The 23,288-nt window shown below is 64.1% G+C and carries 20 protein-coding genes; 12 read left to right on the forward strand and 8 right to left on the reverse strand.

Features of this window, described 5'->3' with window-relative positions; all coding sequences use genetic code 11:
• Positions 1-60: 60 nt before the first annotated feature.
• Positions 61-807 carry a cytochrome c biogenesis CcdA family protein gene (locus DH08_RS01770; protein ID WP_006201783.1) on the reverse strand — a complete coding sequence of 249 codons (747 nt, stop codon included), beginning with the start codon at positions 805-807 and terminating at the stop codon, positions 61-63.
• Between the two features lie 182 nt (positions 808-989).
• Between DH08_RS01770 and DH08_RS01775 the strand changes: the two genes are divergently transcribed.
• The 8 genes from DH08_RS01775 to rpmG all read left to right on the forward strand — a co-directional run bounded on the left by DH08_RS01775 (position 990) and on the right by rpmG (position 10,134).
• Positions 990-1,367, forward strand: coding sequence for a COG4315 family predicted lipoprotein (locus DH08_RS01775; protein WP_040582653.1), 378 nt, complete (start codon positions 990-992; stop codon positions 1,365-1,367).
• Positions 1,368-1,749: 382 nt separating this feature from the next.
• On the forward strand, positions 1,750-4,356 hold the full coding sequence (gene topA / locus DH08_RS01780) for a type I DNA topoisomerase (RefSeq protein WP_192177605.1): 2,607 nt from the start codon (positions 1,750-1,752) through the stop codon (positions 4,354-4,356).
• 6 nt (positions 4,357-4,362) lie between these two features.
• On the forward strand, positions 4,363-6,669 hold the full coding sequence (gene rnr, locus DH08_RS01785; protein ID WP_192177606.1) for a ribonuclease R: 2,307 nt from the start codon (positions 4,363-4,365) through the stop codon (positions 6,667-6,669).
• Between the two features lie 17 nt (positions 6,670-6,686).
• Positions 6,687-7,121 (forward strand): DUF983 domain-containing protein, encoded by a 435-nt coding sequence (locus tag DH08_RS01790; protein ID WP_428338046.1) that lies wholly within the window; start codon positions 6,687-6,689, stop codon positions 7,119-7,121.
• Between the two features lie 168 nt (positions 7,122-7,289).
• Positions 7,290-8,030 (forward strand): NUDIX hydrolase, encoded by a 741-nt coding sequence (locus tag DH08_RS01795; protein ID WP_192177738.1) that lies wholly within the window; start codon positions 7,290-7,292, stop codon positions 8,028-8,030.
• Positions 8,031-8,046: 16 nt separating this feature from the next.
• Positions 8,047-9,222 (forward strand): MFS transporter, encoded by a 1,176-nt coding sequence (locus tag DH08_RS01800; protein WP_192177608.1) that lies wholly within the window; start codon positions 8,047-8,049, stop codon positions 9,220-9,222.
• A gap of 97 nt (positions 9,223-9,319) precedes the next feature.
• The gene (locus tag DH08_RS01805; protein ID WP_192177609.1) at positions 9,320-9,778 is read left to right on the forward strand and encodes a YqfO family protein; all 459 of its coding nucleotides are present in this window, start codon (positions 9,320-9,322) and stop codon (positions 9,776-9,778) included.
• A 188-nt stretch (positions 9,779-9,966) separates the two neighbouring features.
• Positions 9,967-10,134: a 50S ribosomal protein L33 gene (rpmG, locus tag DH08_RS01810; protein ID WP_006201775.1), complete on the forward strand. Its 168-nt coding sequence runs from the start codon at positions 9,967-9,969 to the stop codon at positions 10,132-10,134.
• A gap of 522 nt (positions 10,135-10,656) precedes the next feature.
• Here rpmG and DH08_RS01815 read toward each other — a convergent pair.
• The gene (locus DH08_RS01815; RefSeq protein WP_192177610.1) at positions 10,657-12,030 is read right to left on the reverse strand and encodes a PleD family two-component system response regulator; all 1,374 of its coding nucleotides are present in this window, start codon (positions 12,028-12,030) and stop codon (positions 10,657-10,659) included.
• A gap of 27 nt (positions 12,031-12,057) precedes the next feature.
• Entirely contained in the window at positions 12,058-12,429 is a 372-nt protein-coding gene (locus tag DH08_RS01820; RefSeq protein WP_006201772.1) for a response regulator, read from the reverse strand.
• Between the two features lie 221 nt (positions 12,430-12,650).
• Here DH08_RS01820 and DH08_RS01825 point away from each other — a divergent pair, with 221 nt between their 5' ends.
• Positions 12,651-12,950: a DUF3572 domain-containing protein gene (locus DH08_RS01825; protein ID WP_192177611.1), complete on the forward strand. Its 300-nt coding sequence runs from the start codon at positions 12,651-12,653 to the stop codon at positions 12,948-12,950.
• Positions 12,947-13,600, forward strand: coding sequence for a hypothetical protein (locus DH08_RS01830; protein ID WP_192177612.1), 654 nt, complete (start codon positions 12,947-12,949; stop codon positions 13,598-13,600). Before DH08_RS01825 ends, DH08_RS01830 begins: the two co-directional genes overlap by 4 nt.
• 11 nt (positions 13,601-13,611) lie before the next feature.
• On the opposite strand, the gene DH08_RS01835 is transcribed toward DH08_RS01830, so the two are convergent.
• Positions 13,612-15,138 (reverse strand): hypothetical protein, encoded by a 1,527-nt coding sequence (locus tag DH08_RS01835; protein WP_192177613.1) that lies wholly within the window; start codon positions 15,136-15,138, stop codon positions 13,612-13,614.
• 107 nt (positions 15,139-15,245) lie between these two features.
• Positions 15,246-15,821, reverse strand: coding sequence for a GNAT family N-acetyltransferase (locus DH08_RS01840; RefSeq protein ID WP_192177614.1), 576 nt, complete (start codon positions 15,819-15,821; stop codon positions 15,246-15,248).
• Between the two features lie 67 nt (positions 15,822-15,888).
• On the opposite strand from DH08_RS01840, the gene DH08_RS01845 reads away from it, so the two are divergent.
• A complete protein-coding gene (locus tag DH08_RS01845) occupies positions 15,889-17,217 on the forward strand; it encodes a DNA polymerase IV (RefSeq protein WP_192177615.1) in 1,329 nt (442 codons plus the stop codon).
• An 8-nt stretch (positions 17,218-17,225) separates the two neighbouring features.
• On the opposite strand, the gene DH08_RS01850 is transcribed toward DH08_RS01845, so the two are convergent.
• Positions 17,226-17,729 carry a hypothetical protein gene (locus DH08_RS01850; RefSeq protein WP_192177616.1) on the reverse strand — a complete coding sequence of 168 codons (504 nt, stop codon included), beginning with the start codon at positions 17,727-17,729 and terminating at the stop codon, positions 17,226-17,228.
• A gap of 201 nt (positions 17,730-17,930) precedes the next feature.
• Between DH08_RS01850 and DH08_RS01855 the strand changes: the two genes are divergently transcribed.
• A complete protein-coding gene (locus DH08_RS01855) occupies positions 17,931-18,812 on the forward strand; it encodes a DMT family transporter (protein ID WP_192177617.1) in 882 nt (293 codons plus the stop codon).
• Between the two features lie 10 nt (positions 18,813-18,822).
• Here the strand turns inward: DH08_RS01855 and DH08_RS01860 are convergent, their stop codons facing one another.
• Together DH08_RS01860 and dnaE are read right to left on the reverse strand one after the other, a co-directional pair.
• Positions 18,823-19,626 carry a potassium channel family protein gene (locus tag DH08_RS01860; RefSeq protein ID WP_192177739.1) on the reverse strand — a complete coding sequence of 268 codons (804 nt, stop codon included), beginning with the start codon at positions 19,624-19,626 and terminating at the stop codon, positions 18,823-18,825.
• 46 nt (positions 19,627-19,672) lie between these two features.
• Positions 19,673-23,200: a DNA polymerase III subunit alpha gene (gene dnaE / locus DH08_RS01865; protein WP_192177618.1), complete on the reverse strand. Its 3,528-nt coding sequence runs from the start codon at positions 23,198-23,200 to the stop codon at positions 19,673-19,675.
• Between the last annotated feature and the right edge of the window lie 88 nt (positions 23,201-23,288).

A 23,288-nucleotide genomic window follows, 5' to 3' on the forward strand; every position in this document is an offset into this window, starting at 1 on the left:
CTGACTCTTAATCAGCGGGTCCAAAGTTCTGTACGAAAGCCCGGGCTTGAATCGGGACGCCTACCCCAATTGCCCAAGGGCCGGGAAGTTCTCCAGGAGCCAATACGACGCGCTCTGTACCCCGCCGGTCAGGAAAAACACCCCCGCGACAACCAGTAGTGCGCCGATCGCCTTTTCGACGCGGCCGAGATGGACGCGGAATTTGCCAAGGAAGCGCATGAAGGCCCCGGAAAACAGGGCTGCGATCAGGAACGGGATGCCCAGCCCGAGCGAATAGGCAGCGAGCAGCAGCGCGCCCTCACCGACCGTCTCGCGGCCGCCGGCCAGCGTCAGGATCGGTCCCAGCACCGGACCGATGCAGGGTGTCCAGCCGAAAGCGAAGGCCAGCCCCATGACATAGGCGGCAATCAGGCTGGCCGGCTTGCCTTGCGACTGGAAGCGCGCCTCGCGCGACAGAAGCGGGATGCGCAATATGCCGAGGAAATTCAGCCCCATCAGGATGATCAGCACGCCGGCGGCCATCGCCAGTTGCTCCTGCCAGACGCGCAGCCAATGACCGATGGTCGAAGCACCGGCACCAAGCGCGACGAACACGGTGGAGAAGCCGAGCACGAAAGCGATCGAGGACGCAATCAATGCGCCACGCGCGCCTGCCTTTGCCGTGGCGCCGGCATCGCCGCGAAAGTCGTCGACCGACACGCCGGCCATGTAGCAGAGATAGGGCGGCACCAGCGGCAGCACGCAAGGCGACAGGAACGAGATCGCCCCCGCCCCGACCGCGCTGACATAGCCGATGTCCAATGCCATTCCCAAGCTCCAACAATGCTGGCGCGCATATAGCGACGCACCGCCTTGTCCACCAATCACCATTTTGTGGCAAGCCGGACTGCCTCCAGCGACAGACGGGGAAGAAACGGGCAGCCGGACACGTTGAACAGACAAGGCCGCGATTTCCCGCGCGCCTCTTCGGATCACTTAGGGAGATTTCCATGAAAACGATCACAGCCGGGCTGGCCGCGCTCTTGCTCAGCACCGCCGCATCCTTCGCTGCCGAGGCGTGGAAGGAAGCCGATGTCGGTGGCACCAAGATCTACACCGATGCCAACGGCATGACGCTTTATACCTACGACAAGGACGAGAAGGGCAAGACCAACTGCTACGACAAATGCGCCACCAACTGGCCGCCGCTGAAAGCCGAGGCCGACGCGAAAGCCGACGGTGAATGGACAGTCGTCGACCGCACCGACGGCACCAAGATGTGGGCCTATGAGGGCAAGCCGGTCTACACCTTCATCAAGGACAAGAAGGCCGGTGACATGACCGGCGACGGCGTCGGCGAGGTCTGGCACGTCGTCAAGGCCGACTGACGTTCCCAATGCAGCGTCCTGCCTGCTGGCGGACAGTGTGCTGCCGCTAGCGGGACGTCGACTGGTCGCCGGGCACCCTCCATTCGCCTGGCGGCCGGTTTCACAAAGCAGGCTATTGCCCCTGCTCAGATGCGGCACTGGGCCGGATTTGCATGGTCGCTGGCGACGTATCTCCGAGTCGTTTCGGGTCGCTCGAAGCATGAACGGCCTTCCCCGAAATTCTGTGATTTTCTCCATACACTCTAAGAGTGTATCGCTGCCGACGTCCCCGCAATTTGGCCGCTTCCCCTTGACCGATTGCAAAAGCGCGGCCATGTGAGCGACGAAAAGAACGCGTCGCGCAGCGGAATTCTTCTGCCGCCCACAGCTGATATGAGACCTCATGGACGTCGTCGTCGTCGAATCGCCGGCCAAGGCTAAGACAATCAACAAATACCTCGGCAAGAACTACAAGGTTCTGGCCTCGTTCGGCCATGTCCGCGATCTGCCGGCCAAGGACGGCTCGGTGCGCCCCGACGAGGACTTTGCCATGTCCTGGGCCGTCGATACCGCCTCGGGCAAGCGCCTGGCCGACATCGCCAAGGCGGTCAAGGACGCCGACGGCCTGATCCTCGCCACCGACCCGGACCGCGAGGGCGAAGCGATCTCCTGGCATGTGCTGGAAGTGCTGAAGCAGAAGCGCGCGCTGAAGGACAAGCCGGTCAGCCGCGTCGTCTTCAACGCCATCACCAAGTCCTCGGTGCTGGAAGCCATGGCCAATCCGCGCCAGATCGACGCGCCGCTGGTCGATGCCTATCTCGCCCGCCGGGCGCTGGACTATCTCGTCGGCTTCACCCTGTCGCCGGTGCTTTGGCGCAAGCTGCCCGGCGCCCGCTCGGCCGGCCGCGTCCAGTCGGTGGCGCTGCGCCTGGTCTGCGACCGCGAATCCGAGATCGAGCGCTTCATCCGCGAGGAATACTGGCAGATCGCCGCCATTCTCGGCACGCCGCGCAACGAGAATTTCGAGGCACGGCTGACCGCCTTCGAGCGCAAGAAGCTGCAAAAACTCGACATCGCCAACAAGGCGCAGGCCGACGACATCAAGGCGATGCTCGAAGGTGCTGCTTTCAAGGCGCTGTCGGTCGAGGCCAAGCCGACCAAGCGCAATCCCGGCCCGCCCTTCACCACCTCGACGCTGCAGCAGGCGGCCTCGTCGGGTCTCGGCTTTTCCGCCAGCCGCACCATGCAGGTGGCGCAGCGCCTCTATGAAGGCATGGACATCGGTGGCGAGACCGCCGGCCTGATCACCTATATGCGAACCGACGGCGTGCAGATGGCGCCGGAGGCGATCGACGCCGCGCGCGATGCGATCGCCAAGGAGTTCGGTGCGAAATACCTGCCGGAAAAGCCGCGTTTTTACACGACCAAGGCCAAGAACGCCCAGGAAGCGCACGAGGCGATCCGCCCGACCGATTTCATGCGCACGCCGGCTTCGGTCAGGCAGTATCTCGATGCCGACCAGGCGCGGCTCTACGAGCTGATCTGGAAGCGCGCCATCGCCAGCCAGATGCAGCCGGCCGAGATCGAGCGCACCACGGTCGAGATCGAGGCGGTCAACGGCGCCCGCACCGCCGAGCTTCGCGCCGTCGGTTCGGTCGTTCGCTTCGACGGTTTCATCGCCGCCTACACCGACCAGAAGGACGAGGATGCGGAGGACGAGGAAAGCCGCCGCCTGCCCGAGATCCGCGCCGGCGAACAGCTTGCGCGCCAGGCGATCAACGCCACCCAGCACACCACCGAACCGCCGCCGCGCTATTCGGAAGCCTCACTGATCAAGAAGCTGGAAGAGCTCGGCATCGGCCGCCCGTCCACCTACACGGCGATCCTGAAGACGCTCGAGGACCGCGATTACGTCGAGATCGACAAGCGCAAGCTGGTGCCGCAGGCCAAGGGCCGGCTGTTGTCGGCCTTCCTCGAAAGCTTCTTCGAGCGCTATGTCGAATATGATTTCACCGCCTCGCTCGAGGAAAAGCTCGACGAGATTTCCGACGGCAAGCTCGCCTGGAAAGATGTGCTGCGCGACTTCTGGAAGGACTTTTCCGGCGCTGTCGCCGACATCAAGGAACTGCGCGTCACCGACGTGCTCGATGCGCTGAACGAAGAGCTGGCGCCGCTAGTGTTTCCGGCGCGCGAAGACGGTTCGAACCCGCGCATCTGCCCGAAATGTGGCACCGGCAATCTGTCGCTCAAGCTCGGCAAATTCGGCGCCTTCGTCGGTTGCTCGAACTATCCGGAATGCTCGTTCACCCGCCAGCTCGGCGACGCCGCCAACCCCAATGGCGAGAACGGCAACGGCGACGACGGCACCAAGGTGTTGGGCAAGGACCCCTACACGGCTGAGGAGATCACGCTGCGCAGCGGCCGCTTCGGCCCCTACATCCAGCGTGGCGACGGCAAGGAAGCCAAGCGCTCCAGCCTGCCCAAGGGCTGGACGGTCGATACAATCGACCACGAAAAGGCGCTTGCCCTCTTGGCGCTGCCGCGTGACGTCGGCAAGCATCCGGAGAGCGGCAAGATGATTTCAGCCGGGCTCGGCCGCTACGGACCCTTCGTGCTGCATGACGGCACCTACGCCAATCTCGAAAGCATCGAGGACGTGTTCTCGATCGGCCTCAACCGCGCCGTGTCGGTGATCGCCGAGAAGCAGCTGAAGGGCAAGAACGGCCGCAATGGTGGCACCCCCGCCGCGCTGAAGGAGCTTGGCGATCACCCCGATGGCGGCGGCAAGATCGTCGTGCGCGACGGCAAATACGGGCCCTACGTCAATTTCGGCAAGGTCAACGCGACGCTGCCCAAGGGCAAGGACCCGCAATCGGTGACCATCGAGGACGCGCTGACGCTGATTGCCGAGAAGGAAGCCAAGGGCGGCGGCGGCAAGAAGCCGTTCCGCAAGGCGGCGGGGGCGAAGCCCGCGGCCGCCAAAAAGCCGGCGGCGAAGAAAAAGGGATAGCAGGCCGTGGCGCGCAGGATCTCCGGACGAAGCCACGGCGATCCGCGCACCGCCGATACCCGCGCCAAGGTGAAGGACGACTACCGCCCCTCACGCGACGAGATCCTGCGCTACATCGCCGAAAACCCGGACCGCGCGGGAAAACGCGACATCGCCAAGGCATTCGCGCTGCGTGGCGAGGACCGCATCTGGCTAAAGGACATGCTGCGCGACCTGCAGGACGAAGGTATCCTGACCAAGGAGCGCAAGCGGCTCGCCCGGGTCGGCGCCCTGCCCCATGTCGCGGTGCTCGACATTTTTGGCCGCGATGGCGACGGCGTGCTGCTGGCGCACCCGGCCGAGGCCGTCGGCAGCGGCGAGCCGCCTGTCGTCTCGATCCGCGTGTCGCGCGGCGGCAACGGCCCGGCGCCCGGCATCGGCGACCGCGTTCTGGCCAAGACCTTCCCCACAGACGATGCGACAGGCCCTGCCTATACCGGCCGGGTGATGAAGATCTTCGAGAAGCGCACGGATGCCGTGCTCGGCGTCTTTCGCGTGCTCAAGGACGGCACCTTCAGGATCGAGCCGGTGGAGCGGCGCCAGCCCGAACTGGTCGTCGACAAGGAATTCCAGAACGGCGCCAAGAACGGCGACCTGGTCGAGGTCGAACCGGCGCGGGCCTCCCGCTACGGGCTGCCGCGCGCGAAAGTCCTGACGGTGCTGGGCTCGCTGACCAGCGAGAAGGCGGTCTCGATGATCGCCATCCACGCACACGATATCCCGCATATCTTTCCGGCCGACGTCATCGCCGAATCCGAGGCCGTGAAGCCGGCGACGCTTGATCAGCGCGAGGACTGGCGCGACCTGGCGCTGGTCACCATCGACCCGGCCGACGCGAAGGACCATGACGATGCGGTGTTCGCCACGCCCGACCCCGACGAAAAGAACCCCGGCGGCGTGGTCGTCACCGTGGCGATCGCCGATGTCGCGGCTTACGTCCGCTATGGCTCAGCGCTCGACCGCGAGGCGCTGAAGCGCGGCAATTCGGTCTATTTCCCCGACCGCGTCGTGCCGATGCTGCCCGAACGCATCTCCAACGACCTTTGCTCGCTGCGCGAGGGCCAGGATCGTCCGGCGCTTGCGGTGCGCATGACCTTTTCCGCCGACGGCCGCAAAGTCAGGCATTCCTTCCACCGTGTCATGATGAAGTCGGCAGCGAAACTCGCCTACCCGCAGGCGCAGGCCGCCATCGACGGCGTGCCTGACGACAAGACCGGCCCGATCCTCGACGCGGTGCTGAAGCCGCTGTGGGACGCCTACGCCATCCTCAAGCGCGGTCGCGATTCGCGCCAGCCGTTGGAGCTTGACCTGCCGGAGCGCAAGATCCTGCTGAAGGAGGACGGCACCGTCGACCGCGTCGTCGTGCCGGAGCGGCTCGACGCTCACAAGCTCATCGAAGAGTTCATGATCCAGGCCAATGTCGCGGCCGCCGAAACGCTGGAGACCAAGCGCCAGGCGCTGGTCTACCGCATCCACGATGCACCTTCGCTGGCCAAGCAGGAATCGCTGCGCGAATTCCTGCAGACGCTCGGCCTGTCGCTGGCGCGCGGCGCCCAGATGCGCCCGGCCCAGTTCAACGGCATCCTCGAGCGCGTCAGCGGCGCCGACAATGAGGGGCTGGTCAACGAAGTGGTGCTGCGTTCGCAGAGCCAGGCCGAATATTCGCCGAAGAATATCGGCCATTTCGGCCTTAACCTGAAACGCTACGCGCATTTCACCTCGCCGATCCGCCGCTATGCCGACCTGATCGTGCATCGCGGGCTGATTGCCGCACTCGAACTCGGCGCGGGCGGCCTGACGCAGAATGAGGCAGACCGGCTGGAAGATGTTTCCGTGCTGATCTCCGGCACCGAGCGCCGCGCCATGGCGGCCGAACGCGACACGGTCGACCGGCTGGTCGCGGCCTATCTGGCCGAACGCATCGACGACCGCTTCGACGCGCGCATCTCCGGCGTCACCAAATCGGGACTATTTGTCCAATTGCCGCAGTACGGCGCGGATGGCTTTATCCCGGTGTCAAGTCTGGACGGCGATTACTATATCTACGACGAAACCGCTCGATCGCTGTTCGGAGAGCGCACCGGCAAGGGTTATCAGCTTGCCGACCGCGTCGAGGTTCGCCTGGTCGAGGTGGCGCCGATGGCCGGCGCGATGCGTTTCGAGATGCTGACCGACCCGAAGCCGCTGCCCGGCTCCAAACGGTCGTTCCATAAGGCCAAGGGCCGCGCCCGCGCGTCGCAATCGCGTCCAGGCACGCGCGGCAGGAGACGATGATGGCAAGACAGTTGCAGATGGAAGACCAGGTTTTCGGCGGCGAACTTCATTCGGGCCGGGTCGCACGTCCGCTGTGGACGGCGATGAAGCACGGTCTGCTCGGCCGCTGCCCGCATTGCGGCGAAGGCAAGCTGTTTCGCGGCTTCACCAAGTCCGTCGACAAATGCGATGCCTGCGGCGAGGAACTGCATCACCACCGTGCCGACGACCTGCCCGCCTATCTGGTGATCGTCATTGTCGGCCATATCGTGCTCGGCGCCTTCATGGGCGTCGAGGCAACCTCCACCCTCTCCACCTGGCAGCACATCGCCATCTGGGTGCCGCTGACCATCCTGCTCGCGGTGGTGCTGCTGCAGCCGGTCAAGGGCGCCGTCATCGGCCTGCAATGGGCGCTCTATATGCACGGCTTCGGCGGCGAAAAGGATGTCATCGAGTCTCACCCCGAGGCTTGAAGTCGCGGCTGGTGCAATCGGCGATGGCTGAACGCCACTTTCGCACAAGACAAGTTTCCGCTAAAGCGCGTCGCGTATGAACGGGTTCACGCGACACGCTTCAGATCTTATTTCCGTGCAGGTCGTTGGTCCCCGAACCTTCTGGACGACATGCATCAGGTCGAGCGTATGGACGGGATGACCAAGGCCGACATCGACAAGGTTGAGCGGAGTGTTGCACCGCCACGGGCCCGGGCGCTGCGTCCGCGCGACGCCGCGACGCTGATTCTGCTCGACCGCAAGGGCGATGACATCCAGGTACTGATGGGCCGGCGCCATGCCGGTCATGCCTTCATGCCCGGGAAATTCGTCTTTCCCGGCGGTCGCACGGATCCAGCCGACAGCCGCATTCCCGTCGCAGCAGGGCTCCACTCGGAGGAACAAGCCAATTTGACCACCGGCCTTGGCCGCACGAGCGTGGCACGCGCCCGCGCCATTGCGCTGTCGGCGATCCGCGAGACCTACGAGGAAGCCGGCCTGCTCATCGGCCGCAAAGGCACCTTCGCAACGACCAGGCGCGACTGGCAAGGCTTTGCCGAACACGGCGTGATGCCCTCGCTGGAGCCGCTGCGTTTCATCGCGCGGGCGATCACACCGCCAAACCGGGTACGCCGTTTCGACACCCGCTTCTTCAGCGCCTGGCGTGGCGACGTGGCGGTTGAGCTTCCGGGCGGCGGTCCGACCAATGAGCTGGAGGAGCTGGTCTGGCTGCCGCTGGCCAAGGCCAGGCAGGCAGACATACCCGACATCACCCGCATGATCCTGGAGGAGCTGGAAAGGCGGCTCGCCGACGATCCGATGCTGCGTCCGGGCGGCTCCGTGCCCCTCTACCGGCTTGTCCGCAACCGCTTCATCCGCGAAATTCTATAGGTAATTCAGGCATCACATGACGGTCGATACCCAGCAACAGGGAGACGAACGCGTACACTGGCTGCCGATGGTCGCTGCGATCTCCTCGATCAGCGTCGTCGGCATCGCCATCGGCCTCGGAATGCCGCTGCTCAGCGTCATCCTGGAGACGCGCGGCCACTCGGCCTCGATGATCGGCCTTAACACCGCCGTCGCCGGCCTGGCCTCGATCGCCGGTGCGCCGCTCGCCACGCCGCTTGCCATGCGCTTCGGTGTCGCCTGGACCATGTTAGCCATGATTGCCGCCGGCGCGCTCGCCTTCGTCGGCTTCCATTTCGCGCCGGCCTTCTGGATGTGGTTCCCGCTGCGCGTCGTGCTGCATATCGCGCTGACAGTGCTGTTCATCCTGTCGGAATTCTGGATCAGCACCTCGGCACCGCCGCACCGGCGCGGCCTGGTGCTGGGCATCTATGCCACCGTACTGTCGCTCGGTTTCGCCGCCGGGCCGTGGCTGTTTTCTCATCTCGGCAGCTCCGGCTTCCGGCCCTTCGGCGTCATCATCGGGTTGGTGACACTGGCCGCAATACCGGTGCTGGCGGCACGCAACGAGAGCCCGACGATCGTGGCGGACGGCGAGACCAGCAATTTCCTGCGCTACATCTGGCTGGTGCCGACCGCCACCTTCGCAGTGCTGGTGTTCGGCGCCGTCGAGACCGGCGGCTTCGCACTGTTCCCGATCTATGGCAGCCGCATCGGCTACTCCGAAGCCGACGCCGCCCTGCTGCTGACCATGATCGGCCTCGGCAACGTGCTTTTGCAGATCCCGATCGGCATGATCAGCGACCGCGTCTCGGACCGCCGCCATCTGCTCCTGGCTTGCGCCACCGTCGGCCTCGCCGGCACCGTCTTCATGCCGCACTTCGCCGCGAATTGGCACCTGATGGCAGCGCTTCTGTTCGTCTGGGGTGGCGTGGTCGCCGCGCTCTATACGATCGGCCTTGCCCATCTCGGCTCCCAGCTCTCCGGCCATGAGTTGGCCTCCGCCAACGCCGCCTTCGTGCTTTGCTATGGCGTCGGCATGGTGCTCGGGCCGCAGGCGATCGGCATCGGTATGGACATCTTCGGCCCCTCCGGCTTCGGCTGGTCGCTCGGTGTTTTCTTCGCCGCCTATATCGCTTTGGTCGGCATCAGGCTCGTCCGGAAAATCCTGTAGAGCGGCTCGATCAGGCGCCTCGGCGACGAGGCTGCTGACATCACCGTGTCAGCAGCACCCCTGCTATATCGACGCTCCACAAGCAGGGAGATATCAGATGATCGACAGTGGATTTGAAACCAGATCGGTGCGGATGGAGTTGCTGCTGCTTGTCAGCTTCCAGGCACCGCCCGCCGATGTCGACCGCATCATGGAAGCGGTGGTGGCGATCAACCCGCTCGGCATGGGCAATTATGACAGCAACGCCTTCCAGTCGGCTGGCGGCGTCGAGCGCTACCGGCCGCTCGAAGGTGCTGCCGCCGGCGCCGAGACGATCTTGCGTGAGCGGCCAAGCACGGTCGAGGTGTCGTTCGAACTGCCCGACGACCAGACGCTGGCCGCCCGAATCGTTGAGGCGATCTACCAGGCGCATTCCTATCAGGAGCCGGTGATCCGCATCCAGCCGCTGCTCGCCAGCCGCTCGAAAGGTCTCGACGACCGCGCCAACCCCAATCGCTGGTGGAACACCACGGGCGACTGGAAGAAGGCCGCTTCACCGGTCAGGGAGGACGCCTGAAACTGCCGACGTCGCTGCCGTCGGCACGCTCCTTGCCTGCGGCAGTATGGGCATTGGGTGCGGCAGAGGCCCGGCCGGGCTTGACTTTCCGGGCACGTTCTTTATGTGTCGCGCCAAGTTTCCCGCGTCCGGGTGTTTTCCCCGTGCTCCAGCGGCCAAAACTCCACGAACATTAACGGACGAACATCATGGCCAAAGCCGCAAACATCAAGATCAAGCTTCTGTCGACCGCCGACACCGGTTTCTTCTACGTGACCAGCAAGAACAGCCGTACCAAGACCGACAAGCTGTCGTTCCGCAAGTACGATCCGGTCGCCAAGAAGCACGTCGAATTCAAGGAAACCAAGATCAAGTAATCGGTTTCCTCCGAGCATGCCGAAGCGCCGCCCACCGGGCGGCGTTTTTCGTTTGGTGGACTGATCGCCAGCCCGCGCCGAAAGCGCAGATCTTCCGCCGCTCGGCGCGGAATCCTGATGTCGTTTTTTGGGAGAAAGGGGGCCGGTCGGCGTTTGGCAGCGGTACGAGGAGGCCACTATGTGCCAGCGCCGGCCGGCCGACCCCACGGACCCAGGAGATGCGGCGGACCTGAGCATCATGGGGTATTTTTCGGATCGAACCGGCAAATCCACCCTCGTGCCGGTCGTCTTGGTCTATGGCTTCACATTTGCGCAAGACCTTATAAAAATCAACAGTTTCTTAACCAAGCCTCGCGAATCGCTTGGATTAAGGTAAATTCCTAACCCTGTTGGCTTGACCGGGAAATCGGGCGCCGGCGCCAGAGCATGATCCCCCAAAAGTGGTATCCGGCTTCGGAAAAGATCATGCTCGAACAAAAAAGAATAGAGCCCCATCCCGGCTCCATCGGGCGGGAACAGGCCCTATGCGGCCTTGGCGACGACGCGGTTGCGGCCACCGCTCTTGGCCTCGTAAAGCGCAAGGTCGGCGCGTTTCATCAGCGCCGCGACCGTATCGGTTCCCTTCAGCACAGACGATACGCCGACGCTTACGGTGACCTCGATCGTCTTGCCCTCATGGCCGATCGCAAAGGGCATCTGGGCGATCTCGGCACGGATGCGTTCGGCGACCTTTTCGGCCACCGCGCCGTCAGTATCGGGCATGACCACGACGAACTCCTCGCCGCCGAAGCGGCAGGCAAGGTCGATGCCGCGCACGTTCTTGCGCAACCGCCGCGCGAATTCGCGCAGCACGTCATCGCCGCCATCGTGGCCGTGCAGATCGTTGATGGCCTTGAAGCGATCGAGGTCGGTGATCATCACCGACAGCGGCCGCCGCCGCGCCACGGCACGGTCGAACAGCGTTTGCAGATGGCTGTCGAGGTAACGGCGGTTGTGCAGCCCGGTCAGCCCGTCGGTCACAGCCATCTCGATGGTCTGGGTCACACTGGCGCGGAGTTGGTCGTTGTAGCGCTTGCGGCGCACCTGCGTGCGCAGCCGCGCGGTCAGCTCCTGCTGGTCGATCGGCCGCATCAGGAAATCGTTGATGCCGAGTTCGAGGCCGCGAATGATGCGCCCCTCCTCGCCCTCGTCGGCCAGAAGGATGATCGGCAGGAAGCGCGTGCGATCGAGCGAGCGCAGCTGCGAGCACAGCCGCAGCGGATCGAAATCGGCGAACGCCGTCGAGATCAGCACGCATTCATAGGCTGTCTCGGCCGCCTGGAAGAAACCGGCATGCGGATCGGTGGCGATGTCGAGATCGGCCCTGCCGCGCAGCATCTTCTGGATACGCTCGTAGGACGATTTGCGCTCGTCGATCAAAAGAACCTTCGGCGTGGTGTCGGCCGCGGTGAAGTTGCGGCTCAAAAGCTCCTCGATGCCGATGTTGCGGGTTGTCGAGGCGCGCAGCCGCAACTCGTCGGTCAGCGACTTCAGCCTGACCAGGCTCTTGACGCGCGTCATCAGCTGCAGGTCATTGACCGGCTTGGTCAGGAAATCGTCGGCGCCGGCCTCGAGGCCGCGCACCCGGTCCGAAACCTGGTCGAGCGCGGTGATCATGACGACCGGGATGTGCGCGGTCGCCGGATCGCTTTTCAGCCGCTTGCAGACCTCGAAGCCGTCCATGTCGGGCATCATCACGTCGAGCAGCACGACATCGACCTTGCCATTCTCGCAGGTCTCGATGGCATCCGGCCCGTTGGAGGCAGTCAGCACCTCGAAATATTCGGCGAGCAGCCGAACCTCGAGCAGCCTCACATTGGCAGGGACGTCGTCGACGACGAGGATCCGCGCGGTCATGTCACAAGGCTCCGGCTTGGCTGGACATCAGGCATCGCCCAGATAGGATTTGATGGTCTCGATGAAGCGCGGCACCGAGATCGGCTTGGAAATATAGGCCTCGCAGCCGCCCTGGCGGATGCGTTCCTCGTCGCCTTTCATGGCGAAGGCGGTGACGGCAATGACCGGAATCGAGTGGAGGTCGTCATCCTCCTTCAGCCATTTGGTCACTTCCAGCCCCGAAACCTCCGGCAGCTGGATGTCCATCAGGATCAGGTCCGGCCGATGCCGGCGCGCCAGATCCAGCGCTTCCAGGCCATTGCGTGTGCGAACCGTCTCGTAACCGCTGGCTTCGATGAGGTCCCGAAAGAGCTTCATGTTGAGCTCGTTGTCCTCGACGATCATGACCTTCTTAGGCATCGATTTCCCGTCCCGACGGCCTTCTGCGTGAAGACCATCGTCATGCGTCCTTGCCGGATCGCACCCAACCCTTCGCCACTCTACGCCAATTTGATTGACGAAACGGAAACCGGCCGCCGCAAAAGCTGTCCGGATTCCAACGCGGAGACGGTGATGGCTTGCCGCAAGGGACACTTGCCATTACTGCGGAAAGAGACTCATTCCGCACCCAGAAGGTAATGATGGCAAACGCAGCGTCAATGCGCGAGGAAGCGGAGACCATTGCCGTCAAGGCATTGGGCTTCGTCGCGACCGATCCGGAGCTTCTGCCGCGCTTCCTGGCGATCACCGGCATCGAGGCGCAGTCGATCCGGCGCGCGGCAGGCGAGCCGGGTTTCCTGGCCGGCGTGCTGCAGTTCATCCTGGCCCACGAAGCGACCTTGCTGCGCTTCGCCGAGGAGACCGGAACCCCGCCGGCTGCCGTCGGCAAGGCCTTGCGCGCGCTGCCGCTCGGCGACGACGATCACGAGCGTTCGATATGAGCGACGATCCCGAGACAGCACGGCAGATCGAAGAACTTGCCGCGGACGACCGGCCGCTGCTGGTGCTCGACGTCGACGATGTCGTGCTGGAGTTCATCCGGCCCTTCCCGCATTTTCTCAAATCGCGCGGCTTCGGCCTGACGCTCGCGTCCTTCCGCCTCACCGGCAACATCGCCGAAACGGCGAGCGGCCGCCTGATCGAACAGGAAGAGGTGACGGCGCTTCTGGGTGAATTCTTCGACGCCCAGGCAGACTGGCAAAGCATCACCGACGGCGCGGCGGAAGCCCTAGGCACGCTCGGCGGCCGCGCCGAGATCGTCCTGCTGACGGCCATGCCGCATAAGCACCGTGCCATGCGCCGCGCCCATCTCAACGCGCTCGGGCTGCCCTACCCGCTGCTGACCACCGAAATGGCCAAGGGACCGGCGGTGGCCAAGCTGCGCGGCAAGAAGGGCCGGCCGGTGGCTTTCGTCGACGACCAGCCGTCCAATCTGGCGTCGGTGCAAAGTTCGGTTGCCGACGCGCATCTTTTCCATCTGATGGCCGACAATTCGCTGCGCGCCTTCCTGCCGCCGGCGCCGGGCGGCGTCATCGTCGTCGACGACTGGCACGACGCCGCGCCGAAGATCGCGAGTGCGCTCGGGCTTTAGAGCCTGACCACTCAGGGTTTCAGCTTCGCGCCTGCTCCGCCGCTGTTGCCCTCGCCAGGACTCGCATCCTGATCGGTGCTGTCATCCGTGACCGGATCGGGCTGTTTCAGCATGGCGCCATTGACGATGACCGAACCATCCGACTTGGCGTTGATGGCCCATTCGATGCGGCCGTCCGGCAGCGTCTTGCCAAATCCCTTGATGGCCAAGGCGATGGGAAAATACTGCGCCGCCTCAGGCTCGGTCTTGGCCGCCTCCTGCAGGCTCGCCACGATCTTGTCATAGCCGGCGACATCGATCGTCACATTTGCATCGGGCTTCTTGCCGGGGAACGTCATCTCGCCTTCCAGGGCTACCTCGATACTGCCGTTCTTCACCGTGCTATGCCCGATGACGAACTTGGGCGTCTTGGCCAGGAAATCGGCGGAAATCTGATCGCCGAAATCAGCCGGCAGCGGCGGATTCTTGTTGAGATCAAAGGTTTCGATGGCTTTCTTCGCCATGCTGTCGAGATCGATGTTGGCGCCGCCGAAGTTCAGATCGATATCGGTGGGCAGCAAAGCCACGCTCCAGCTGGGCAGGAGTTGCGCGGGGATCGTCAGCCCCGATGCCTTGATCGCATAGTTGATCTTTCCGTCCTGGGCGATGCCGTCCATTCCGAACGCCGTGCCCAGCTGCGCAGCGCCGAAATTGCCGACCGGACTTTCGACCACGAAATCCTTGAACCCGTAGGTTCCGTCGAGCCTTTCCCACAAGGGCAGCGCCGCCAGAAGAAGCGACTTGAGCTGCGCCTGGTTTGCTTTCAGCGCGGCCTCGTCTTCATTGGCCACGGCGAATGCCAGAAGATCGAGCAGCGGTTTTGTCCGCATTCCCTTGCCGGTTGCATCCACCGACAGTTCCGGCGACTTCACGGTGACCGGAAATTTCATCCCACTCTCAGGATCGTCGAACTTGATCGCTTCCACGAAGCTCGACATCTTCTGCGTCATTGTCACGTCGACGCCGCCATTCGCGGACTTGGTCGCTGCAAAGTTTGCCGTGCTGGCGCCGGCGCTGACGTCCATGTGCTGCTTGGCATCCTTGGACGTCATCGTCATGCCGGCCATCGTGCTGGCGCCGCTGGTGAACGCTGCCAGATCGGGATTGTAGACGCCGTTGCCTTTGCCGTCCTTGATCGTGAACTGCGTACTTTGCAAACCTTCCGGGCCATTGACCTCGAAGGACCCGGTCTGCGAGAACTCCATCGAGACGTCCCAGGATCCGTCACTGCGCGGTTTCACCATCATCGCGTAGGGCGCAAAGTCGAATTTCACGAGTTTCTGTTCCGGCAAGGCGTTGACCAGCGCCTTGAGATCAAACGTGATCCTGTAAGCGTCGCCTTCAACCGAAACCTTGAGCACGCCTTTCTCGATCGCCTGTTTGCCGACATAGCGGGACAGATCTTCGGAAAGCTGCTTCGCGCCCTGGCTGTCGACGGTCTGGGCGAAGGCAGGCGCGCAGAGCGCGAGAACGAAAACAAATGGCAATACACGCTTCACGTCGCTTCTCCCTTTGGCCTTTGCAGGCAAAAATCACGTCTTGCTTCTGTTAGGGAAATACCATCACAGCCGCAAGACGAAGACCAGTACACGAGGCCGTCGCTTTCCTAAAGCACCAGCCGCATCAGCGGCCGGCCGGGCTTTCGTTCCAGCAACCGTTCGAATCCCGCCTTCTCGAACACCCGCGACGAGCCGACGAAAAGACCGATCGAACGCGAATCGCGCGACAGGTCGATCGGGCAGGCCTCGACCAGCCGCGCGCCGTTCTCCCGGGCAAACGCGATGCCGCCTTCGACAAGGCGATGGCTGATGCCCCTGCCCCGCGCCTTGACGCGGATGAAGAAGCACGAGATCGCCCAGACGCTCGGGTCGGCGGCGTCGGTCGGATCGACGGGAGCCGAGCCCCTGCCCTGATTGTTCCATTCGGGCACGTCGCCGCGCGGGCCGATCTGCATCCAGCCGACCGCCTTGCCGTCCTCGAACGCCAGCAGCCCGGGCGGCGGCCCGGCTTCGATCCGCACCCTGATATGGTCCTTGTTGCGCTCCCGGTCGCTCGCGCGGCGCACCGCCGGCGCCAGCCGGAAATGCGTGCACCAGCAGCCGTAACAGGCGCCCTGCTTGCCGAAAAGATCCTCGAAGTCCGCCCACAGTTCGGGCGCCAGCGGCGCGATGGTCGTGCTCATGAACTCTCTCCCGGCTAACCGCTTGTGGCGGCTTCCGTCCTGACGTACCATTGCATCTGTTCTCTTTATGTTCGCAGCGATGGCGGCTCCTGTCAACAATCCCGATCACGGTTTTTGCCGCGACTGCCTGACCTTTCAGCGCGGCGAGACGCGCCGCTGCGAGCGCTGCGGCAGTCCACGGCTTGCCCGCCATCCCGAGCTTTACCGGCTGCACCTTGCCCATATCGATTGCGATGCGTTCTACGCGGCCATCGAGAAGCGCGACAACCCGGCGCTGAAGGACCGGCCGGTGATCGTCGGCGGCGGCAAGCGCGGCGTCGTCTCCACCGCCTGCTACATCGCCCGCATCCACGGCGTGCGCTCGGCGATGCCGATGTTCAAGGCGCTCGAGGCCTGCCCGGAAGCGGTCGTCATCCCGCCCGACATGGAGAAATATGTCCGCGTTGGCCGCGAGGTCCGTGCCTTAATGCAGGCGCTGACGCCGCTGGTCGAACCGCTCTCCATCGACGAGGCGTTTCTCGACCTTTCCGGCACCGAGCGCCTGCATGGCATGCCGCCTGCCGTCGTTTTGGCGCGCTTCGCGCTGACGGTGGAAAAGGAACTCGGCATCACCGTTTCGTCCGGCCTCTCCTATTGCAAGTTCCTGGCCAAGGTGGCGTCCGATTTCCGCAAGCCGCGCGGTCTGTCGGTGATCGGCGAGGCCGAGGCGCTCGGCTTCCTGGCCGAACAGCCGGTGACGCTGATCTGGGGTGTCGGCAAAGCCTTCGCCGCAAGCCTGGAGCGTGACGGCATCCGCACTGTCGGCCAGCTGCAGCGCATGGAGCGTGGCGACCTGATGCGCCGCTACGGCGTGATGGGCGACCGGCTCTACCACCTGTCGCGCGGCGAGGACGACCGCCGCGTCCACCCCGACAGCGACGCCAAGAGCGTGTCGGCGGAAACCACCTTCGACACCGACATTTCAGCCATGGCCGAGCTTGTCCCGGTGCTGCGGGCGCTCTCGGAAAAAGTCTCGGCGCGGCTGAAGAAGTCGGGCATTGCCGGCCGTACCGTGGTGCTGAAGCTGAAGACGCAGGATTTCAAGCTCCGCACCCGCAACCGCCAGCTCGGCGATCCCACCCGGCTGGCCGACCGCATCTTCCAGACCGGGCTCGACCTGTTGCGCCGGGAAGCGGACGGGACAAAGTACCGGCTGCTCGGCATCGGCGTCAGCGATCTCTCGGACGACGAAAAAGCCGATCCGCCCGATCTGGTCGACATCCAGTCGCGCAAGCGCGCGCTTGCAGAAGGCGCCATCGACACGCTGCGCGGCAAGTTCGGCAAGAAGGCCGTGGAAACCGGCTACACCTTCGGCAAGGGCAGCAGTGCCAACCCGCCCGAACCGATCGAAGACTGACTCGCCGGTCAGGTGCGGCTGAGATCGATCCGGCTCGTCACCACGGTCTTCCCGGTCTTGGGATCGACGTCGGTCACCGTCAGCCGCATGCCGTCGCCGCCGGTCTTCTCGACCGTCAGCCGCGCCTTGCGGTCGCCATTGACCTCCTTCGCCCAACGGATGCCGAGATTGATCGCATTGCCGGACCGTTTGCCGGCGAGCTGCGCCGGCCCGGTGCGGGACCCGACATAGACGCCCGTGTAGCCGGCGCCGCTCGATTTCAGATCGGCGCTGATGGCGCGCGTCACCACGACGAGACCGCGGCATTTGCCATCGAGCGACAGCGATGTCGCGGTCGCGCCGGAGCTGAAGGTGCAGGAAACATTCACCGTCGGCGCCTCGGCTGTCACCTTGACGGTCCCTTTGCCGGCGAAGCTGCCCTGGAACGAACGCAGGAAGTCGGCATCGTCGGCACGGGCGTCGGCCGCGGCCATCAGGCTGCCGGCAAGGACAAGGCATGCAAGTGATTTCATGGAACTCTCCCCCGAGAAAGTGTTTCGGAAACAAGGTGCATCCAGCGAAGCTGGCATTCGCAGACTCAAGGAACGCCTGCCAAGACGGCAGGTTCCGCCTTCAACATGACTGTTTTTTAACGCCCGGATTCCGGCGGCTGGCCCAGTCGAATGCAGTTGCTAGCGGTTGCGATGGCAGGCGTAGCTTGCGACATAGCGGGCATGGCACCCGCTCCCTCGATCCCCAAGGCCGCATTCTGGATGGCGCTGTCGATTGCGTCGTTCCTGGCGATGTCGGTCGCCGGCCGCGCCACGACCGCCGAGCTCAACGTCTTTCAGGTGGTTGAGCTGCGCTCGGTGATCGGCTTCTTCATCCTGCTGCCGCTGGTGATGACGAATGGCGGCTTTGCTGCGATGCGAACCGAGCGGCCGCTGGCCCATCTTGCCCGCAACGTGGTCCACTATGCCGGCCAGGCCGCGTGGCTCTATGCGCTGACGCTGATCCCGCTGGCTGTCCTGATTTCGATCGAATTCACCACGCCGATCTGGACAGCGATCCTGGCCGTCAGCTTCCTGGGCGAAAAACTGTCGCGGCCAAGGCTCGCGGCAATCGTGCTGGGGCTGGTCGGCGTGGTGATCATCGTTCGCCCGGGCGTCGGTTCCGTCGACCCCGGACATCTTGTCGTGTTGGGCGCGGCGGTCTGCTTCGGCATCTCGGTGGTCATGGTCAAGTCGCTGACGCGCACGGACAGCGTCGTGCGCATCATCTTCTGGATGCTGATCATCCAGTCGGTGCTCGGCCTCATCCCGGCGCTCTATGTGTGGCGCAACCCGCCGGTCGAACTCTGGCCATGGATCCTGCTCGTCGCCTTCACCGGCATGTCGTCGCATTTCTGCATGGCCCGCGCGCTCGCCCATGCCGATGCCACCGTCATCTCGCCGATGGATTTCTTGCGCGTGCCGCTGTCGGCGCTGATCGGCTGGCTGCTCTACCACGAACAGATCGACGCCTTCACCGCCGGCGGCGCCTTGCTGATCCTGTTGGGCAATCTGCTCAATCTGCAGCGCAAGGCGCCGCAACCGGCCGAGGTCGCCACGTCGTAGCCCTGCCCTGTCAGTTCCCCTCGTCCGGTATGTTCAGCAGATGACCGCAGGCCTTGCAGTGGACGGCATCTGGCTCGTGCCGCTGCAGTCCGCATTGCGGGCAGGGAAAGAACACCTTGGTTGGACGGAAGATCGCCTGCGCCAGCTTCACGAACAGCGATATGCCGATGATCATGGTGGCGATCGCCGTCAGCTTGCCTGCTATCCCCGGCAGCACGATGTCGCCGAAGCCGGTCGTGGTCACCGTCGCGACCGTGAAATAGAGCGCATCGATATAGCCTTCGAGACCTGCCTGGCTGCGGAAGAAGAAGGTGTAGACGAAGCCGGTAACGACGAAGAGAAACGTCAAAAGGTTGATCACCGCCTGGCTTGCCTCGCGCCACGGCTTCAGCCCACGCATCTCGAAATGCCGCCAGAGCGAGCCGCTGCGCGACAGAGACCACAGCCTCAGGATGCGCAGGAAGGCGAGATTGGCGAAGGCCGTGGGCATCAGCAGCGTCAGAAGAATGAAGCCATCGACCCAGGAGGTCGGCTGCCTGATCAGCCGCAGCATGTCGTTAGAGGCAAGCAGCCGGGCGATCATGTCGGCGGCGACAAGGGCTGCCACCGAATAGTCGAGCCAGAGGAATGACGGTTTGTCCTGCAGGACCGGCGTGGCGATGAAAAAGGCGATAATGGCAAGATCGATGATCACCGCCGCCAGTTGGAAGCGGAAGGCCGCCGGGGTCCGCCCGTGATAGAGCCTGCGCAGCACATCGCGAAGCCGCGCCAAGGCTGAAATGTCCCGCGATCCGTTCTTGTCTGCCGCCATCATGGCGGACATGGCCGAAATCGGCAGGGTGCGCGACCAGCGGGAACGATCACACCAACTCCACTTCCACCACGCCCTGCACCGCGCGCATAGCCGAGGCGATCTGTGGCGAGACGCGATACCCGCCCGGCAGAGCGATCTCGACCTCGCCCTGCGCCTCTCCCTTGAGGACAATGATGCTGACCTGGCTGTCGCCGCGCTGTTTGAGTTGCGATTGAATGATCGACGCTGGGCCCTCGTCCCGGACAAAGACGCGCAACGCCTTCTGGATGCGGCTGGCCTCGTCTTCCAGCGATTGCACCGAGTTGATGCGCAGATTGACGCCTTCCGGCCTGTCTTCGGCCGAAACGGTGATCACCACCGAACGACCGGGCTCCAGGAGGTCGCGATACTGCGCCAGCCCTTCGGAAAACAACACCGCCTCGTACTGGCCCGACGTGTCGGAAAACTGCACGACGCCCATCTTGTTGCCGGTGCGTGTCTTGCGCTCCTGCTTGGTGGTGACGGTGCCGGCGAGCCGGCCGGCAGCGGCACCGCGTTTGACGGCGGCCGAGAACTCGCCCCAGTTCTGCACCCGCATCTTCTGCAGCGCCGCCTTGTATTCATCGAGCGGATGGGCCGAGAGATAGAAACCGACCACCTGGAATTCGCGGTGCAGCCGGTCGGCGGCCAGCCATGGCTCGGTCGCCGGCAAATTGAGCGCCTGCGACTGCGCGCCGAGCGAAGCGCCGAAAATGTCGGCCTGGCCGGAAACCGCATTCTGCTGCGCCAGCGACGCCAGCCCCATCATCCGCTCTACGCCGGCCATCATCGCGGCACGGTCGTGGCCGAAACAATCGAGCGCGCCGGCGGTGATCAGGCTTTCGAAGACGCGCTTGCCGACGATCTTCGGATCGACCCGTTCGCAGAAATCGGCAAGGTTCTTGAACGGCTTTTCGCCGCGCATGGCGACTATGTGCTCGACCGCCGCATCGCCGACACCTTTCAGCGCCGCCAGCGAATAGAAGATCTTGTTCTCGCCGACCTCGAAGTCGCGGAAACTGGTCATCACCGACGGCGCCAGCACCTGGATGCCGAGACGCAGCGCATCCTGGCGGAAATCCGCGAGCTTGTCGGTGTTGCCCATGTCGAGCGTCATCGACGCCGCCAGGAACTCCACCGGGTAATGCGCCTTGAGATAGGCCGTCTGATAGGACACCACGGCATAGGCCGCAGCGTGCGACTTGTTGAAACCGTAGTCGGCAAACTTTGCCAGCAGGTCGAAGATGAAGTCGGCCTGCGGCTTGCCGACGCCGCGCTCGACGGCGCCCGAGACGAAACGCTCGCGCTGCTTGTCCATCTCGGCGCGGATCTTCTTGCCCATGGCGCGGCGCAAAAGGTCGGCTTCGCCGAGCGAATAGCCGGACAGTTCCTGCGCGATCTGCATGACCTGTTCCTGGTAGACGATGACGCCTTGCGTCTCCTTCACCAGATGGTCGATCTTGGGGTGGATCGAGGCCATCTCCTCCTCGCCATGCTTTCTGGCGTTGTAGGTCGGGATGTTCTCCATCGGGCCCGGACGGTAGAGCGCCACCAGCGCGATAATGTCCTCGATGCAGTCGGGCCGCATACCGATCAGCGCCTTGCGCATGCCGGCACTTTCCACCTGGAACACGCCGACCACTTCGCCGCGCGACAGCATGGCGTAGGTGTCGGGATCGTCGAGCGGAATGCGGGCGAGATCGATCTCGATGCCGCGGCGGCGGATCAGCTTGACCGCCGTTTCCAGCACCGTCAGCGTCTTCAGGCCGAGGAAGTCGAACTTCACCAGCCCGGCCTGCTCGACATATTTCATGTTGAACTGGGTGACCGGCATGTCCGAGCGCGGATCGCGGTACATCGGCACCAGTTCCGACAGCGGCCGGTCGCCGATGACGATGCCGGCGGCATGCGTCGAGGCGTGGCGGTAGAGGCCTTCCAGTTTCTGCGCCATATCGAGCAGCGTCTGGACGATCGGCTCCTTCTCCGCCTCTTCGGCAAAACGCGGCTCGTTGGCAATGGCATCGGCCAGCTTGACCGGATTGGCCGGGTTCTGCGGCACCATTTTGCTAAGCTTGTCGACCTGGCCATAAGGCATCTGCAGCACGCGGCCGACGTCGCGCAGCACGGCGCGCGCCTGCAGCGTACCGAAGGTGATGATCTGGCCGACCTGGTCGCGGCCGTATTTCTGCTGGACGTAGCGGATCACCTCCTCGCGCCGGTCCTGGCAGAAGTCGATGTCGAAGTCGGGCATCGAGACGCGGTCGGGGTTGAGGAAGCGCTCGAAAAGCAGCGAGAAGCGCAGCGGGTCGATGTCGGTGATTGTCGTCGAATAGGCGACCAAGGAACCGGCGCCCGAACCGCGGCCGGGTCCCACCGGAATGCCTTGCGACTTCGCCCATTTGATGAAGTCGGCGACGATCAGGAAATAGCCGGGGAACTTCATCTTCTCGATAATGCCGAGTTCGAAATCCAGCCGTTCGCGATATTGCTCGGCCGTATAGCCGGCGGTGGGTCCATGCGCGGCCAGCCGCGCATCGAGCCCTTCATGGGCCTGGCGGCGCAGTTCGTCGGCTTCTGCTTTCAGCGCCGTTTCATTGTCGGCGCCATCGCCACCGGTAAAGCGCGGCAGGATCGGGTTGCGGTTCTTCGGGTAGTAGGAGCAGCGCAACGCGATCTCGACGGTGTTGTCGATCGCTTCCGGCAGGTCCGAAAACAACCTGGCCATATCGGCCTGGCTGCGCAGGAAATTGTCCGGCGACAGCCGGCGGCGGTTGTCGGCCGCGACCACGGAGCCCTCGGCAATGGCGATCAGCGCGTCATGCGCCTCGTAGTCGTCGCGGGCGAAGAAGAACGCCTCATTGGTGGCGACCAGCGGCAGGTCGTGGCTGTAGGCAAGATCGACCGTCGACTTCTCGATTGTCCGGTCATAGCCGGAAACCCGCTCCAGCTCGACATAAAGCCGGTCGCCGAACAGCGCTTTGAGGGTCAGCAGCCGTACGTCGGCGAGATCGCGGCGGTCCTCCTTCAAGGCGCTGCCGATCGGACCGCGTGGCCCGCCGGTCAGGCAGACCAGGCCATCGCATTGTCCCTGCAGCATGTCGGTCGTCAGATGTACAGGCTCGCCGGGCGGCGTGTGGAGATAAACCCGGCTGACGAGCCGGACCAGATTGGCATAGCCGGCCTCGGTCGCGGCAATCAGCACCACGGCGCGCATCTCCGGTCCCTGCCGCCGGCGGTCGCGCTGGCCGTCGCTGTTTTCACCGGAAAAGGCGAGATCGATTTGACAGCCGATGATCGGCTGGATGCCGTCCTTGACCGCCTTCTGCGCGAACTCCAGCGCCCCGAACAGATTGTTGGTGTCGGTGACGGCGATCGCCGGACATTCGTCCTTGACCGCGTGGCCGACGATCTTGCCGATCTGCAAGGCGCCTTCAAGCAGCGAATAAGCCGAATGCACCCGCAGATGAATGAAGGGCCGCGCCGGCGCCTCCGGCCTCGACGCCTTCTCATAGGCTTCACGCAGCAGGGGGTCGCGTGGAAGTTTTTCGTCGGCCATGGTGCCCGTACTGCCTGAGGAGACTCAATCGCCTAGATGTATTGTCCGGAAGCGGACGATGCGAGTCCAGCAGTTGCGTGTTAACAGC

This window comes from Mesorhizobium amorphae, assembly GCF_014843845.1.
GTDB classification, from domain to species: Bacteria; Pseudomonadota; Alphaproteobacteria; order Rhizobiales; family Rhizobiaceae; genus Mesorhizobium; species Mesorhizobium amorphae_A.

Coding starts and splice junctions, on each gene's coding strand:
- DH08_RS01770 (WP_006201783.1), bottom strand. CDS start 807: ATGGCATTGGACATCGGCTATGTCAGCGCGGTCGGGGCGGGGGCGATC.
- DH08_RS01775 (WP_040582653.1), top strand. CDS start 990: ATGAAAACGATCACAGCCGGGCTGGCCGCGCTCTTGCTCAGCACCGCC.
- topA (WP_192177605.1), top strand. CDS start 1,750: ATGGACGTCGTCGTCGTCGAATCGCCGGCCAAGGCTAAGACAATCAAC.
- DH08_RS01790 (WP_428338046.1), top strand. CDS start 6,687: ATGGAAGACCAGGTTTTCGGCGGCGAACTTCATTCGGGCCGGGTCGCA.
- DH08_RS01795 (WP_192177738.1), top strand. CDS start 7,290: ATGGACGGGATGACCAAGGCCGACATCGACAAGGTTGAGCGGAGTGTT.
- DH08_RS01800 (WP_192177608.1), top strand. CDS start 8,047: ATGACGGTCGATACCCAGCAACAGGGAGACGAACGCGTACACTGGCTG.
- DH08_RS01805 (WP_192177609.1), top strand. CDS start 9,320: ATGATCGACAGTGGATTTGAAACCAGATCGGTGCGGATGGAGTTGCTG.
- rpmG (WP_006201775.1), top strand. CDS start 9,967: ATGGCCAAAGCCGCAAACATCAAGATCAAGCTTCTGTCGACCGCCGAC.
- DH08_RS01815 (WP_192177610.1), bottom strand. CDS start 12,030: ATGACCGCGCGGATCCTCGTCGTCGACGACGTCCCTGCCAATGTGAGG.
- DH08_RS01820 (WP_006201772.1), bottom strand. CDS start 12,429: ATGCCTAAGAAGGTCATGATCGTCGAGGACAACGAGCTCAACATGAAG.
- DH08_RS01825 (WP_192177611.1), top strand. CDS start 12,651: ATGGCAAACGCAGCGTCAATGCGCGAGGAAGCGGAGACCATTGCCGTC.
- DH08_RS01830 (WP_192177612.1), top strand. CDS start 12,947: ATGAGCGACGATCCCGAGACAGCACGGCAGATCGAAGAACTTGCCGCG.
- DH08_RS01840 (WP_192177614.1), bottom strand. CDS start 15,821: ATGAGCACGACCATCGCGCCGCTGGCGCCCGAACTGTGGGCGGACTTC.
- DH08_RS01845 (WP_192177615.1), top strand. CDS start 15,889: ATGTTCGCAGCGATGGCGGCTCCTGTCAACAATCCCGATCACGGTTTT.
- DH08_RS01850 (WP_192177616.1), bottom strand. CDS start 17,729: ATGAAATCACTTGCATGCCTTGTCCTTGCCGGCAGCCTGATGGCCGCG.
- DH08_RS01855 (WP_192177617.1), top strand. CDS start 17,931: ATGGCACCCGCTCCCTCGATCCCCAAGGCCGCATTCTGGATGGCGCTG.
- DH08_RS01860 (WP_192177739.1), bottom strand. CDS start 19,626: ATGATGGCGGCAGACAAGAACGGATCGCGGGACATTTCAGCCTTGGCG.
- dnaE (WP_192177618.1), bottom strand. CDS start 23,200: ATGGCCGACGAAAAACTTCCACGCGACCCCCTGCTGCGTGAAGCCTAT.